Origin of the sequence: Methylobacter sp., assembly GCF_030680395.1 — a bacterium.
GTDB lineage: Bacteria > Pseudomonadota > Gammaproteobacteria > Methylococcales > Methylomonadaceae > Methylobacter_A.
The window spans coordinates 221,794-236,089 of the sequence record NZ_JAUXVR010000007.1 but is presented as its reverse complement, the minus strand read 5'-3'; the positions used below and the strand labels follow the sequence as shown (position 1 = coordinate 236,089).

General features: G+C 47.9%; 15 protein-coding genes. 2 read left to right on the top strand and 13 right to left on the bottom strand.

Annotation, left to right across the window (positions count from 1 at the left end):
• Positions 1-12 precede the first annotated feature (12 nt).
• The 13 genes from atpD to mnmG all read right to left on the bottom strand — a co-directional run bounded on the left by atpD (position 13) and on the right by mnmG (position 11,029).
• A complete protein-coding gene (gene atpD, locus Q8L79_RS03810) occupies positions 13-1,392 on the bottom strand; it encodes a F0F1 ATP synthase subunit beta (RefSeq protein WP_305268138.1) in 1,380 nt (459 codons plus the stop codon).
• Between the two features lie 38 nt (positions 1,393-1,430).
• Positions 1,431-2,294 (bottom strand): F0F1 ATP synthase subunit gamma, encoded by an 864-nt coding sequence (atpG, locus tag Q8L79_RS03805; RefSeq protein ID WP_305268137.1) that lies wholly within the window; start codon positions 2,292-2,294, stop codon positions 1,431-1,433.
• Positions 2,295-2,306: 12 nt separating this feature from the next.
• Entirely contained in the window at positions 2,307-3,848 is a 1,542-nt protein-coding gene (atpA, locus tag Q8L79_RS03800; protein WP_305268136.1) for a F0F1 ATP synthase subunit alpha, read from the bottom strand.
• 20 nt (positions 3,849-3,868) lie between these two features.
• Positions 3,869-4,399, bottom strand: coding sequence for a F0F1 ATP synthase subunit delta (locus tag Q8L79_RS03795; protein ID WP_305268135.1), 531 nt, complete (start codon positions 4,397-4,399; stop codon positions 3,869-3,871).
• Positions 4,400-4,404: 5 nt separating this feature from the next.
• On the bottom strand, positions 4,405-4,878 hold the full coding sequence (locus tag Q8L79_RS03790; RefSeq protein WP_305268133.1) for a F0F1 ATP synthase subunit B: 474 nt from the start codon (positions 4,876-4,878) through the stop codon (positions 4,405-4,407).
• Positions 4,879-4,917: 39 nt separating this feature from the next.
• On the bottom strand, positions 4,918-5,205 hold the full coding sequence (gene atpE / locus Q8L79_RS03785) for a F0F1 ATP synthase subunit C (RefSeq protein WP_027148646.1): 288 nt from the start codon (positions 5,203-5,205) through the stop codon (positions 4,918-4,920).
• Positions 5,206-5,249: 44 nt separating this feature from the next.
• The gene (gene atpB, locus Q8L79_RS03780) at positions 5,250-6,026 is read right to left on the bottom strand and encodes a F0F1 ATP synthase subunit A (protein WP_305268132.1); all 777 of its coding nucleotides are present in this window, start codon (positions 6,024-6,026) and stop codon (positions 5,250-5,252) included.
• Positions 6,027-6,051: 25 nt separating this feature from the next.
• Positions 6,052-6,411, bottom strand: a complete 360-nt coding sequence (locus Q8L79_RS03775) for an ATP synthase subunit I (RefSeq protein WP_305268130.1) — start codon at positions 6,409-6,411, stop codon at positions 6,052-6,054.
• Between the two features lie 121 nt (positions 6,412-6,532).
• On the bottom strand, positions 6,533-7,396 hold the full coding sequence (locus Q8L79_RS03770; protein ID WP_305268129.1) for a ParB/RepB/Spo0J family partition protein: 864 nt from the start codon (positions 7,394-7,396) through the stop codon (positions 6,533-6,535).
• 51 nt (positions 7,397-7,447) lie between these two features.
• Positions 7,448-7,741: a hypothetical protein gene (locus tag Q8L79_RS03765; protein ID WP_305268128.1), complete on the bottom strand. Its 294-nt coding sequence runs from the start codon at positions 7,739-7,741 to the stop codon at positions 7,448-7,450.
• On the bottom strand, positions 7,738-8,514 hold the full coding sequence (locus tag Q8L79_RS03760) for a ParA family protein (RefSeq protein WP_305268127.1): 777 nt from the start codon (positions 8,512-8,514) through the stop codon (positions 7,738-7,740). Before Q8L79_RS03760 ends, Q8L79_RS03765 begins: the two co-directional genes overlap by 4 nt.
• Positions 8,514-9,158 (bottom strand): 16S rRNA (guanine(527)-N(7))-methyltransferase RsmG, encoded by a 645-nt coding sequence (gene rsmG, locus Q8L79_RS03755; RefSeq protein ID WP_305268125.1) that lies wholly within the window; start codon positions 9,156-9,158, stop codon positions 8,514-8,516. Before rsmG ends, Q8L79_RS03760 begins: the two co-directional genes overlap by 1 nt.
• On the bottom strand, positions 9,158-11,029 hold the full coding sequence (gene mnmG / locus Q8L79_RS03750; RefSeq protein WP_305268123.1) for a tRNA uridine-5-carboxymethylaminomethyl(34) synthesis enzyme MnmG: 1,872 nt from the start codon (positions 11,027-11,029) through the stop codon (positions 9,158-9,160). Before mnmG ends, rsmG begins: the two co-directional genes overlap by 1 nt.
• A gap of 77 nt (positions 11,030-11,106) precedes the next feature.
• Between mnmG and Q8L79_RS03745 the strand changes: the two genes are divergently transcribed.
• Positions 11,107-11,316 (top strand): hypothetical protein, encoded by a 210-nt coding sequence (locus Q8L79_RS03745; RefSeq protein WP_305268122.1) that lies wholly within the window; start codon positions 11,107-11,109, stop codon positions 11,314-11,316.
• A gap of 148 nt (positions 11,317-11,464) precedes the next feature.
• Positions 11,465-14,128: a cation-translocating P-type ATPase gene (locus Q8L79_RS03740; protein WP_305268120.1), complete on the top strand. Its 2,664-nt coding sequence runs from the start codon at positions 11,465-11,467 to the stop codon at positions 14,126-14,128.
• Positions 14,129-14,296 lie beyond the last annotated feature (168 nt).

Sequence of the window (14,296 nt, the reverse complement as noted above, 5' to 3'; positions counted from 1 at the left end):
CAATTTTATAACTTATTTCATGCCTTTTGCTTTCTCAAGCGCTTCGTCTATGGTACCTACCATATAAAAAGCCTGCTCAGGAATGGCATCGTATTCACCGTCGATAATGCCTTTAAAACCGGCAATCGTATCTTTTAATGATACATACTTACCGGGTGAACCGGTAAACACTTCAGCAACGAAGAAAGGCTGAGACAAGAACCGTTGCATTTTACGCGCTCTTGATACGGTTAATTTATCTTCTTCAGATAATTCATCCATGCCTAAGATCGCTATAATATCGCGCAATTCTTTGTAACGTTGCAGGATACCCTGAACTTTACGAGCCACATCATAGTGTTCCTGTCCAATTACCAATGGATCCAACTGACGGCTGGTAGAATCCAAAGGATCAATCGCAGGGTAGATACCTAACTCGGCAATCTGACGCGACAGTACAACAGTCGCATCCAAATGAGCAAAAGTTGTTGCTGGTGACGGATCAGTCAAGTCATCCGCAGGCACGTAAACCGCCTGAATAGACGTAATAGAACCGGTCTTGGTTGAGGTAATACGTTCTTGTAATACGCCCATTTCTTCAGCCAGTGTAGGTTGGTATCCTACCGCAGAAGGCATACGGCCTAATAACGCAGATACTTCGGTACCTGCCAATGTGTAACGATAGATGTTATCAACAAAGAATAAAACGTCACGACCTTCATCACGGAAGAACTCCGCCATAGTCAATCCGGTCAACGCAACGCGCAATCTGTTTCCTGGCGGCTCGTTCATCTGACCGTAAACCAACGATACTTTGTCGATTACGTTTGAATCGGTCATTTCGTGGTAGAAGTCGTTTCCTTCACGAGTACGCTCACCTACACCGGCAAATACTGAGTAACCACTGTGTTCAATCGCGATATTACGGATCAGTTCCATCATGTTGACGGTTTTACCTACACCCGCACCACCGAATAAGCCAACTTTACCACCCTTGGTAAACGGGCAAACCAAATCGATAACCTTGATACCGGTTTCCAGCAGTTCGGTCGCCGCAGCTTGCTCAGCATAGCTTGGCGCTTCACGGTGTATGCCCCATTTTACTTTTTCGCCGATAGGACCTTTTTCGTCGATAGGCTCACCCAGAACATTCATAATGCGACCCAGGGTTTCCTGTCCGACCGGTACCGCAATAGGTGCGTTGGTATTACTGACGTCCAAGCCTCGGCTTAATCCATCGGTTGTACCCATCGCAATCGTTCTGACCACACCGTCACCTAATTGCTGCTGAACTTCCAGCACCAAGCCTTTGCCTTCTACATTTAAGGCATCATATACTTTGGGCAGGTCTGCACGTGAAAATTCCACGTCAACGACCGCGCCGATAATCTGAACGATTTTACCCGAACTCATTGAGTTGTCCTCTTGTGTTGTGTCATTTTAACTTGGGCTTAAACAGCTGCGGCACCGGCAACAATTTCTGAAATTTCCTGAGTGATAGCGGCTTGCCGGGCTTTGTTATAAATCAGCTGTAACTCGCTGATAATATTCCCGGCATTATCCGAAGCACTCTTCATCGCTACCATTCTGGCAGCCTGCTCACAGGCATTATTTTCAACCAGACCCTGATAGACGATAGACTCGGTATAACGAGTTAACAGATGATCCAAAACTTCTTTGGCATCAGGCTCATAGATATAATCCCAATGACCGTTTAGACCTTCCTCAAGCTCACCGGCTACGACTGGCAGTAATTTATCGATAGTAGGCTTCTGGGTCATGGTATTAACGAATTCATTGTAAACGACATGCAATTCATCGATTCTACTTTCCGCATAAGCATCCAACATGATTTTAATGATGCCGATAATGTCATGCTGATGCGGCGTGTCACCCAATTTAGAAACATGTCCGACCAAATTTGTTTTCAGATTGCCAAAAAAACCGAACGCCTTGGTACCTATCGTACAAATATCGACTTCAATATTTGCTTTTTCCCATTGCATTATTTGAGTCAGCGTTTTTCTGAATAAATTTGAATTCAGTCCTCCGCACAACCCCCGATCAGAACTAATCACAATAATACCGACCCGCTTGACCGGACGTTCAACCAGAAAAGAATGTTTATACTCTGGATTGGCATGAGCCAGATGTTTGATAATCTGGCCAATTTTTTTGGAGTATGGACGTGTTGCCAACATTCTGTCTTTTGTTTTGCGCATTTTACTCGCAGCAACCATTTCCATTGCACGAGTAATTTTCTGAGTATTTTTAATACTCCCGATCTTGCTGCGTATTTCTTTACCAACAGCCATCTTAAGACCCTTTTACCAGCTATGAGTTTTGACGAAAGTCTGGATTGCAGTCAGCATCCCCTTTCTTATGTCATCACTGAAATCGCCTGTTGCATTAATGTTGTTCATTAATTCAGAATGCTCTGACGTCATGTACGACTGTAAGGCAGCCTCAAAATCAAGTACTTTGTTCACTTCCAAGCTGTCAAGGAAACCTTCGTTAGCAGCAAACAATGAAACCGCCATTTGCGCGACCGACATTGGTGAATATTGATTCTGTTTCATCAATTCGGTTACGCGTTGACCGCGTTCAATCTGCTTGCGAGTGTTTTCATCCAAATCCGATGCAAACTGTGCGAAAGCCGCCAACTCACGGTATTGCGCCAAATCAAGACGCGTACCGCCACCTAATTTCTTGATGATCTTGGTTTGAGCAGCACCACCTACGCGCGATACCGATAAACCTGCATTCACCGCCGGGCGTATGCCGGAGTTAAACAAGTTACTTTCCAAAAAGATCTGACCATCAGTAATAGAGATTACGTTAGTCGGTACGAAAGCTGATACGTCGCCACCTTGGGTTTCAATAATAGGTAATGCTGTCAATGACCCTGTTTTCCCTTTTACCTTGCCGCCAGTTAACTTCTCAACTTCTGCCGCATTAATGCGCGAAGCTCTTTCAAGCAAACGGGAATGTAAATAGAACACGTCCCCTGGATATGCTTCACGACCTGGTGGACGACGCAACAATAGGGAAATCTGACGATAAGCCCAAGCTTGCTTGGTTAAATCGTCATAGATAATCAGGGCATCTTCGCCGCGATCTCTAAAGAACTCGCCCATCGAGCAGCCGGTATAAGGCGCGATAAATTGCAGCGCTGCCGATTCTGATGCAGATGCTGAAACAACAATAGTGTGAGCCATTGCGCCATGTTCTTCGAGCTTGCGAACTACGTTGGCAATCGAAGCGCGCTTTTGGCCGATAGCGACATAGATACATTTAATGCCTGTACCTTTTTGATTGATAATCGCATCAATCGCGATAGCCGTTTTACCGGTTTGTCTATCGCCAATGATCAATTCCCGTTGACCGCGACCAACCGGAATCATCGCATCAATAGATTTCAAGCCCAATTGCACGGGTTGATCGACTGATTGACGGGCAATTACACCCGGTGCAATTTTTTCAATCGGCGAAGTTTCGGTGGTTTCAATAGCACCTTTCCCGTCAATAGGATTACCCAGCGCGTCAACGACGCGGCCTAGCAATGCTTCGCCGACAGGTACTTCCAGAATCTTTCCGGTACATTTTACGGTGTCGCCTTCAGAGATGTGTTGGTATGCGCCTAATACCACCACACCCACAGAATCTCTTTCAAGGTTAAGCGCCATGCCAAAGGTGTTACCGGGAAATTCCAGCATTTCGCCTTGCATCGCTTCCGAAAGACCGTGTACACGTACAATACCGTCAGTCACACTGACTACGGTACCTTCCGTATGAGACTCGGCGCTCAAGTCGAAGTTTTCGATCTTCTTTTTAATCAGATCGCTTATTTCAGATGGGTTTAATTGCATATTCTGTTTCTCGCTCTGGTTTAGAGTCGTTTTGCTAATTGTTGAAGCTGGCCTTTTATGGATCCGTCAATCACTCTATCGCCTGCACGTACCAGTACGCCACCGATTAATGATTTATCCACGGTCACATTCATATGGACTTTTTTGCTTAGCGTTTTTTCCAGCGTTGAAGTAAAACTTTGCTTTTCTTCTTTGGAGAAGGCATAAGCAGTAGCAACTTCAACATCGACATAACCTTCACTTTCCGCCTTTAAGGCTTCGAACAGCTCAGCAATAGTCGGCGCCAGGGTTAGCCGGTTGTTTTGAACAAGTAATTTCAGAAAGTTTGCCCCTTCTTCATCTACCTGTCCCTGACAAATATCGAGCATCAGCGCCGATAACCGCTCCTTGCTGACTTTAGGATTAGCGACTATCGCAGAAATTTCTTTATCATTCAGGACAGCGGACACAAACGCCAAACTTTTCGACCACTGTTCAGTCGTACCGGTTTCTTTGGATCGCTTGAACACCGCCGCTGAATAGGGCCTTGCCAATGTTGCCAGTTCGCTCATTTTGCTTAACCCAATTGATTAGAGATTTTGCTCAGGAGGTCCTGGTGCTTGGTTTTATCGATTTCCGCACTCAGAATCTGTTCTGCAGCTCGCAAAGCCAAGGCTGACACTTCTTTACGTAAACTTTCTTTAGCCTGTTGCTTTTCTTGCTCAATCTGCGCTTTTGCCACAAGAATCAAACGCTCGCCTTCTTTCTTGGCGGTATCTTTTGATGCTTCAACAATTTCATTGGCACGTTTTTGAGCCAGATTTACAATCTCTGAAGACTGTTCTTTAGCTTCTTTTAAAACGCCCTTGGCCTTTTTTTCTGCCAAATGCATTTCTTCCTGACCTTTTTCAGCCGCAGCCAAACCATCAGAAATCTTCTTCTTACGTTCTTCTAAAGAGTCAAATAAAGGCGGCCAGATGTACTTCATGGTAAACCATACCAGAAGTGCAAAGGTAATCATTTGCCCAATCAGAGTAGCATTGATACTCACGATGCGTTCCTCTTGTTGCTAGTAAAGTTAAACAGCTTATTAACCCGCTGCCGCAGCTTGTACAGCAGACAGGAATGGGTTAGCAAAAGTAAAGAACAGCGCCAAACCAACACCGATCATTGTTACCGCGTCTAACAGACCCGCAACAACAAACATTTTTACTTGCAGCATCGGTACCATTTCTGGCTGACGGGCAGCGCCTTCCAGGAATTTTCCACCTAGCAGACCGAAACCTATCGCTGTTCCTAAAGCGCCCATACCTAGAACCAGACCTACTGCAATAGCAGTCATGCCTTGCACATCAGCAATTAATTTTGCAATTTCCATGAAACCTCCAAACGGTTAGTTAATTATAAAAAGTTAAAAAATCATTAATGATCTTCGTGTGCCATACCCAGATACACAATGGTTAGTACCATGAATATAAATGCTTGAAGCGTGATAATTAAAATATGAAAGATTGCCCAGGGAAAACTCAGCACCGGCTGAATATACCAAGGCAATAAAGCAATCAAAATAAAGATCAACTCACCTGCATACAGGTTTCCGAATAAACGAAGCGCCAATGAGATTGGCTTTGCAATTTCCTCTACTAATTTCAACAGCAGGTTGAAAGGTAGCAACCAAGGGCCAAACGGTTGAAACATCAGCTCTTTGGCAAAGCCCCAAGGACCTTTTATTTTGATGCTGTAGAAAATAATCAAACAGAAAACAGAGATGGACATCGCAAATGTTGCATTTAAATCCGTACTTGGAACGACGCGCAGATATTCAATACCCATCAGTGAACCAATCAACGGCAATATATCAACCGGAAATAAATCCATGAAGTTCCACAGGAACACCCAGCAAAAGATAGTTAATGCCAGAGGAGCAATTAATTCATTTTTACCATGAAAACTATCCTTAACCTGATTATCGACAAATTCAATCAGCATTTCAGCGAAATTTTGAACCAAACCTGGAACGCCTGCCGTAGCTTTTTCTGCTGCCCTTTTAAAAAACCAGACAAACAGGCCACCCAAGACTGCTGAGAAAAACAACGTATCCAGATTTAATGCCCAGAAACCCTCGCCCACGGTCAGCGGAGTTAAATGGTGAATAATATAACCGGTTGCACCTTCGGCAGCATGAGCTTCGGTAGCCATCGTTCCTCTCTAAATATTAATAATGTCAGCGCATTAACAACGCAAACCAAAAAACTGATAATGCTACTATGTATACTGCCAGTAGCGGTAATATTTCTATGTTGGGAAGCTGAAAAATCATAAAAAACAGTGCGGCTGTTAACAATAATTTGCCTGATTCCCCTGCGTAAAAAGACCTTACAATCTTTCTTGCTTCCTGCCCGGCCGATTTATATACTCTCAACGCGAAATACAGATTGGGAATAAATGCCGCAGCCCCACCTAAAGCCGCCGATAAGGCGTAAGATCTGCCTGCCATCAGGGCAAACCCGGCTGTCATTATTATTATCGTAAGAATCTGATAACTTATAATTTTACTGACAGCAGAGTAATTTCTAACTGTCACACTCAACTCCATACTCAACAGCTCGGGAATTATATCTATCGACCTCCATTAAATCAAGGAAGATTAAATTTAACTTACATTTTTTATTGTTTTTTATCTGCCGGCTCATTACCTAATTACACTATTTAATTTGCCCGAGAATTCCGTCCAACTCTTCTAAACTGGAATATGCGATGACCAGCTTACCGGTACCATTTTCTTTATGCTCAATCAACACTTTTGCACCTAGTTTTGCGGTCAAGTCTTCCTGTAAACGCAAGGTGTCTTTGTCTATTTCCTTGATTTTAGCTATTTTAGGCTCTGCCTGACTGTCTTTAACCAGACGCTCTGCCGCTCTTACCGTTAAACCCTCTTTGACAATCTTATTAGCCGCAGCCACTTGCTTTGGACCATCCAGAGACAGCAGTGCTCGTGCATGACCCATTTCCAGCTGCCTGCTGATCAATAACTTTTTCACGTCCGGATGCAAATCTATCAATCTTAATAGATTAGTCACCGTAGCTCGCGATTTGCCAACCGCATCTGCAACTTGTTGATGGGTCATATCAAACTCGTCCAACAGCCGTCTTAATGCGTCCGCTTCTTCCAAAGGATTCAGGTCTTCTCGTTGAATATTTTCAATCAGCGCTATCGCCATTGCGGTACGATCGTCTATATCCTTGATAACCACCGGTACCTGCTGCAACCCGGCCAATTGCGCAGCACGCCAGCGCCGCTCTCCAGCCACTATCTCATATTTTTCCGGCGTAATCTTACGCACCACAACCGGCTGGATGATTCCTTGCGCTTTAATGGAGTCGGCCAGTTCCTGCAGTTTCTCGGGGTTCATATCTTTTCTTGGCTGATACTTGCCCCGCTGCAGATGTTCGATCGGCAGGGTTTGCAACTGATGACCTTCCCCGCTCTCGCCGTGATCGTCTTTACCGGCAACGTTGCCCAATAAAGCATCCAGCCCTCGATTTAATCCCCGCTTTTTCACAGCCATAACTTTTAATTTTCTCTTTATTTAGTCATTTCACCCGCCCATTCCGCTAATTTATGCCAGATCAGCGCGGACTATTGCTTCAAATTCTGCTATCAATTTTCTTAAAGTCTCTGCCTCTTCAAGCAGTAACAGATTCTCTTTTTGAATATTTTTAAATAACGCGCCCACTATTGCCGCACGATCATCTACCGCCTCGATGACCTGTGCTTCATCCTGACTCACAGCTTTAGAGGACTGATATTCAACCGATTGCACAGTTTGCGACTGCTGTTTTTGCTCTTTAGCCGACTCATCAGCTAACAAGGCTTCAAGCCCCCGACCTAACCCACGTTTTCTTAAATTCATGTGCTGTTATGTTTTTCTTTTCTGATCATTTCACCCGCCAATGTAATATAGGCTACAGACCCTCGCGATGATTTATCGTAACTCAGTACAGGCAGACCATGACTCGGGGCCTCCGCCAAACGAATATTTCTTGGAATACAGGTTCGAAACACCTTGTCACCGAAATAGCGGATCAACTGCTCCGATACGTCTTTGGTCAAGCGGTTTCTGTCGTCATACATGGTTCGCAGGATACCTTCCAAATGCAGTTCCGGGTTGACGGAGTCCTGAATATTCTTCAATGTACTCATTAACGCGGATAGCCCTTCAAGCGCATAATACTCGCATTGCATGGGTATCAACAGGCTGTTGGCTGCAACCATCGCATTTAAGGTCAGCATATTCAAAGAAGGCGGACAATCGATCAAAATAAAATCATACTCCGCTTTTATCGGGATTAAGGCATCAGCCAGCCGCCGCTCCTTATGATCTGCATGCATCAATTCCACTTCAGCCGCAGTCAAATCGGAATTACCGGGAATCACCGAAAAACCGATATCAGGCATTTTAATGACCGTTTCTGACGCAGGCACTTCCTCCATCAATAAATCGTAACTGGAGTATTTTACTTCCTGCTTATCGATACCACAGCCCATGGCCGCATTACCCTGAGGATCAAGATCCACTAGCAACACACGCCGGTTAGCCGCCGCCAGCGAGGCAGCCAGATTTACGCTGGTTGTAGTTTTTCCTACACCGCCTTTTTGATTGGTTATGGCAATTACTTTTCCCACTAGCTTACCTCGGCCTGTTCAGGCAATTGTATTCGTACCAGACATCTCTCAACATCAGTTCCCGGAACGCTAACCGATATGACAGATTTCTTTGCTGCGATCTCTGTCAGCTCTGCCAGTTCCGCATCCAGATTCTGGCCCTTCATTGCCAGTAATACGCCATCCTTGGCCAGCAAATGCGCAGTCAGCTTCACTATATCGGACAAGCCGGAAAATGCTCGGGTAAGAACTGCGTCATACGCTTTTTCAGGATGATAATTTTCCACGCGACTGTGGAGAACCTCCACGTTTTTAAGCTTTAATTCCAGGACGACCTGTTGCACAAACCGGGTCTTTTTGGCATTGCTATCAAGCAAGGTAAAGTCAATCTCGGGCAGACATATCGCCAACGGGATACCCGGCAAACCTGCGCCGGTGCCAATATCGATGACCCGCTTGCCTTCAATATGAGGAACAATCGCCAAGCTGTCCAGTATATGCAGCCGCGCCATCTCCTCCCTGCCCCGTATCGCGGTCAGATTATAAGCTTTATTCCATTTCTCAATCAGCTTTATAAAGCTAAGCAACTGATCCACTTGATCATCAGTTACGCTTAAATTTAATGATGCTATCCCGGAAACCAGGATTTCTCGACATGCTTCCATCAGGCGCTTTTCTTCTTTAAATAAACCAGCAACAGGGAAATGGCGGCCGGGGTAATGCCAGGGATTCGCGATGCCTGTCCCAGTGTTTCCGGCCGCTGTTTTTTAAGTTTTTCACTGACTTCATTAGAAAGTCCGGGAATACCCTTATAATCAATAACTTCAGGCAAGCGCAGGTGGTCATAGCGCAAAGCCTTGTCTATCTCGGTTTGCTGCCTGTCTATATAGCCTGCATATTTGGCCTGAATTTCAACCTGTTCGGCCACCTGAGGATCCATATCTTCAACATCATTCATAAACGACAGCAGTTGCTTAACATCCACTTCCGGGCGACGCAGTAAATCCATCAAATTGGCTTCACGCATTAGCGGCTTTCCCCAATATTGCTCAACTTGACCTGCCTCTTCCGTTTCCGTCCTGACCCATTTCTTTTTCAAGTCGTCCTGCAATTGAGAAATGGCGGCCCGTTTAGTCTCAAATGCCTGCCAGCGTTGATCATTAACCAAGCCCAATTCCCGGCCTTTTTCGGTCAGACGTAAATCAGCATTGTCTTCCCTTAAAAGTAATCTGTATTCCGCTCGACTGGTGAACATACGATACGGCTCTTGGGTACCGCGCGTAATCAGGTCGTCAATCATCACGCCGATATAAGCCTCATCGCGCCCCGGACACCAACTGTCCAAACCCTGAACCAAACGCGCCGCATTAAGTCCCGCGATTAAGCCCTGCGCCGCCGCTTCTTCATAACCGGTCGTGCCATTCACTTGCCCGGCAAAAAACAGCGCAGCCATGTGCTTGGTTTCCAGTGATGATTTCAGGTCTCTGGGATCAAAAAAGTCATACTCGATCGCATAACCGGGGCGCACGATCTCAGCGTTTTCAAAACCCAACATCGAACGTACGAACTCATACTGCACATCAAAAGGCAGACTGGTTGATATACCGTTAGGATAAATCTCATGGGTATTCAAGCCTTCCGGTTCGACAAAAATCTGGTGCGAATCCCGGTCGGCAAAGCGTACGACCTTATCTTCAATGGACGGACAATAACGCGGTCCGATGCCTTCAATAATCCCCGAATACAGCGGCGACCGATCCAAGCCGGAGCGGATAATATCGTGAGTTTTATTGTTAGTGCGGGTTATATGACACGGAATTTGTCGGGGATGATGTTCCCGTTTGCCGATAAACGAAAACACCGGCACCGGATCATCGCCATGCTGCTCTTCCAACTTGCTAAAATCGATGGTTCGACCGTCGATACGCGGCGGCGTGCCGGTTTTTAAGCGGTCAATTCTAAACGGCAATTCCCTTAAGCGCTCAGCCAGGGCGATAGAAGCCGGATCGCCTGCTCGACCGCCGCTGTAGTTTTCCAGACCGATATGTATTTTGCCGCCCAAGAAAGTGCCTGTGGTTAAAACCACAGCTCTTGCCGTAAAGCTCAAGCCCATTTGAGTTTTAACACCGGCAACCCTGTCGCCTTCAACAATCAAATCAGACACGGTTTGCTGAAATAAAGCCAGATTAGGCTGATTTTCCAGCACACTTCTTACCGCTTGTTTGTAAAGCTGACGATCCGCCTGAGCCCGAGTCGCCCTGACTGCCGGGCCTTTGCTGGCATTCAGGGTGCGAAACTGAATGCCGCCATGGTCAATAGCCTGAGCCATCGCCCCGCCTAACGCATCAACCTCTTTAACTAAATGCCCCTTGCCTATCCCGCCAATGGCAGGATTGCAGCTCATTTGCCCCAGAGTGTCGATATTTTGCGTCAGCAATAATGTATTTGCACCGCATCGGGCCGATGCCAGCGCGGCTTCCGTACCCGCGTGACCGCCGCCAACTACGATGACATCAAAGTCTCTTCTAAATTTCACTAGCGCTATGTACTCTTAAAAAATGGTATATTATTAATGTGTGAAGCCACACAAACTTATCTTATTATAAGAGGTAAATGATGAAAAAACGTAAAAATCCGAAAGGAACAGAAATTGTTTCTACCCAAAACCCGGTTGCGAAGTACGCGCACCTGTTTAATAAAGCACAAACTTTTTGCGATAAAAGCAAATACAGCCGCAAAGCGAAACACCCAAGACAGGAGGCTAGTCCAATGGTTCCAGGCGGAATTATCGGACTAGCCTCCTGTTTTATCCTTCAGCTCTAAGCCCCTCAAAGACGGTATCTCCCCTTGGGTTTCGACACCCAATGCCGCCTAATGTGTTTGCGCTATCTTATTTTCATTTTTTAAGCGATATTGCAATCATTATATAAATTGAGATACTTGTAGCGTCTGATTTACAGGAGGTTAAACTTTGACCAAGCAACCAAAGATTCAAAAACACCAACCTTCCTCGCCTCCGTGGCATCTCCTTGAGTCTTGGCAGACTACCGCATGGCTCAAGGTCGATCCCGAAAAGGGCCTCACGGATCAGGAGGCAAAAGAACGTCTCGAAACCTACGGTCCGAACGCCATCAAGGAGCAAAGCCGCCGGGGGCCGGTCCGGATGTTTTTGGGGCAATTCGCCGATTTCATGATTATCGTGCTGATTTTGGCCTGTATCGTTTCCGGTTTGGTCGGCGACTTAACGGATACGATTGCCATCGTCGTGATCATCGTGTTGAACGCGATCATCGGCTTTATCCAGGAGTACCGCGCGGAGAAAGCCGTGGCCGCGCTCAAACGCTTGTCCAGTCCTACCGCACAGGTGCTGCGCGAGGGAAAATCCCATACTATAGCGGCGCATGAGCTGGTTCCCGGCGATATGGTCATGCTTGAGGCCGGCAATATCGTCCCGGCCGACCTTAAACTATTGGATGTGGCGCGGCTCAAGGTGGAAGAGGCCACACTGACCGGCGAATCGCTGCCGGTCGAAAAATCGGGAGCGCTGATACGGGAGCTGGATTTGCCTCTCGGCGACCGGCTTAACATGGCTTACAAGGGAACCATCGCAACTTACGGCCGTGGCGTCGGAATAGTCATCGCCACGGGGATGGACACCGAACTCGGTAAAATCGCCGAACTCCTGCGCCAGGGAAAAGAGACCAAAACCCCTCTACAACAACGCCTTGCCAGCTTCGGCATGCGCCTGGCCCTTTTGGTTTTAGCCATCTGCGCAATCATTTTCGTGGTGGGTTTGCTCCGAGGTGAACCGCCCGTGCTGATGTTTATGACCGCCGTTAGCTTGGCGGTGGCCGCTATCCCGGAGGCCCTGCCCGCTGTGGCCACGGTGACCTTAGCCATAGGCGCGCGCAAGCTGGTCACGAAAAACGCACTGATCCGCCGCCTGCCTGCCGTGGAAACTTTAGGCTCGGTGACTTTCATCTGTTCGGACAAGACCGGTACGCTGACGCAAAACCGCATGCATGCCGAAGCGTTTTACGTCGAGGAGAGCTTGAGGGAAAGCATAGCCGATGATTTTCCGGTCCCGTTTTTGCGTGCGCTCGCCCTGAACAACGACGCCCGCCGCAACCACGACGGGCAACTGCTGGGCGACCCTACCGAAATCGCCCTGTACGAAGCGGCCGAAAGCGCCGGCTACGTCGGAGCCGATCTAACCAAAAACGCACCGAGAATGGACGAGATTCCTTTCGACTCCGAGCGCAAACTGATGACCACGTTGCATCAGGAAAACGGCGAACTTGTCGCTTACACTAAAGGCGCGCCGGAGAGCGTGCTGTCCTGCTGCGTTAACTTATGGGCCGGTGCCGGCCCGCAGCCTCTGTCGAAGGAAAAGATACTGGCCGCTGCCGACAAAATGGCTGCGGAGGGTTTGCGGGTACTGGCCTTAGCGTACCGACAGTTTTCTGAACGTCCGCAACCGCTGAGCGCCGACTCGGTCGAAACCGGTCTGTGTTTTCTGGGTTTGGTAGGACTGATGGACCCACCGCGCCCGGAAGCCAAGGAAGCGGTGGCGCTTTGCAAAACCGCCGGAATCACGCCGGTCATGATCACTGGCGATCACCCGGCAACAGCACTCGCAATCGCTATCCGGCTCGGTATCGCCAATGACGGCTGTAAGGTGCTGACCGGGTCGGAACTGGCGCGGATGAGTCTTGCGGAATTCGAGAAAGAAGTCGAAGACGTTCGTATTTATGCCCGCATGGCACCGGAACAGAAGATCAAAATCGTCAAGGCACTGCAGGATAAGGGCGAGTTCGTAGCGATGACCGGAGATGGCGTCAACGATGCGCCGGCGCTGAGAACCGCCAATATCGGTATCGCGATGGGCAAGATCGGCACGGACGTGGCGAGGGAGGCGGCGCACATGGTGCTGCTGGATGATAACTTCGCCACCATCGTCAGGGCTGTGCGCGAGGGGCGGCGGATTTTCGACAACATCCGCAAATTCATTAAATATACGATGACCAGCAACTCGGCGGAAATCTGGACGCTGTTTCTTGCGCCTTTTCTGGGCTTGCCGATCCCGCTGCTGCCCATCCATATCCTCTGGATCAATCTGGTCACCGACGGCCTGCCGGGACTGGCTCTGGCCGTCGAACCGGAAGAGCGGGGCATCATGCAACGTCCGCCCCGAGCACCCCAGGAAAGTATCTTTGCGCAAGGCATGTGGCAACACATTCTGTGGATCGGCCTGTTGATGGGCGGCGTTTCCTTATTCGCTCAAGGCTGGGCTTATTTTACGGGTTCAGCCCATTGGCAGAGCATGGTATTCACCGTGCTGACCCTTTCGCAGATGGGGCATGTGCTGGCGATCCGATCGGAACGGGAATCGCTGTTCAGTCAGGGACTGTTTTCCAACAAGCCGCTGTTGGGTGCGGTACTGTTGACATTCGGCCTGCAAATGGCGGTGTTGTATGTCCCGGTTTTGCAACCCATCTTCAAGACCGAGGCCTTAAGCCGCGATGAGCTGTTGTTCTGTCTGGCGCTTTCCTCAGTCGTGTTCTTTGTGGTGGAAATCGAAAAGTGGATGCGCCGCCGAGGCTGGATTTACCGACATGAGCCGCAAGGTCATTAGCATGTTATTGCCCGCAGGCATCAGGCCGGCCAACTAAAAAAGTTGGCGTTTGGTCCACGAAAAGCACGAAAGCCGAAAGTAGGGGCCACGAAATAGACCAAGCACTGCTATTCACCCTTTAGACGCTGCTCTACTGCTTGGTATCTCGCTGAATATTTTCATGATTTT

Bases quoted from the DNA above. Each gene is read 5' to 3' on its own strand.
- Q8L79_RS03765 (WP_305268128.1), bottom strand. From the start codon at position 7,741: ATGAATTTAAGAAAACGTGGGTTAGGTCGGGGGCTTGAAGCCTTGTTA.
- atpD (WP_305268138.1), bottom strand. From the start codon at position 1,392: ATGAGTTCGGGTAAAATCGTTCAGATTATCGGCGCGGTCGTTGACGTG.
- Q8L79_RS03795 (WP_305268135.1), bottom strand. From the start codon at position 4,399: ATGAGCGAACTGGCAACATTGGCAAGGCCCTATTCAGCGGCGGTGTTC.
- Q8L79_RS03770 (WP_305268129.1), bottom strand. From the start codon at position 7,396: ATGGCTGTGAAAAAGCGGGGATTAAATCGAGGGCTGGATGCTTTATTG.
- Q8L79_RS03745 (WP_305268122.1), top strand. From the start codon at position 11,107: ATGATGAAAAAACGTAAAAATCCGAAAGGAACAGAAATTGTTTCTACC.
- atpA (WP_305268136.1), bottom strand. From the start codon at position 3,848: ATGCAATTAAACCCATCTGAAATAAGCGATCTGATTAAAAAGAAGATC.
- atpG (WP_305268137.1), bottom strand. From the start codon at position 2,294: ATGGCTGTTGGTAAAGAAATACGCAGCAAGATCGGGAGTATTAAAAAT.
- atpE (WP_027148646.1), bottom strand. From the start codon at position 5,205: ATGGAAATTGCAAAATTAATTGCTGATGTGCAAGGCATGACTGCTATT.
- atpB (WP_305268132.1), bottom strand. From the start codon at position 6,026: ATGGCTACCGAAGCTCATGCTGCCGAAGGTGCAACCGGTTATATTATT.
- rsmG (WP_305268125.1), bottom strand. From the start codon at position 9,158: ATGGAAGCATGTCGAGAAATCCTGGTTTCCGGGATAGCATCATTAAAT.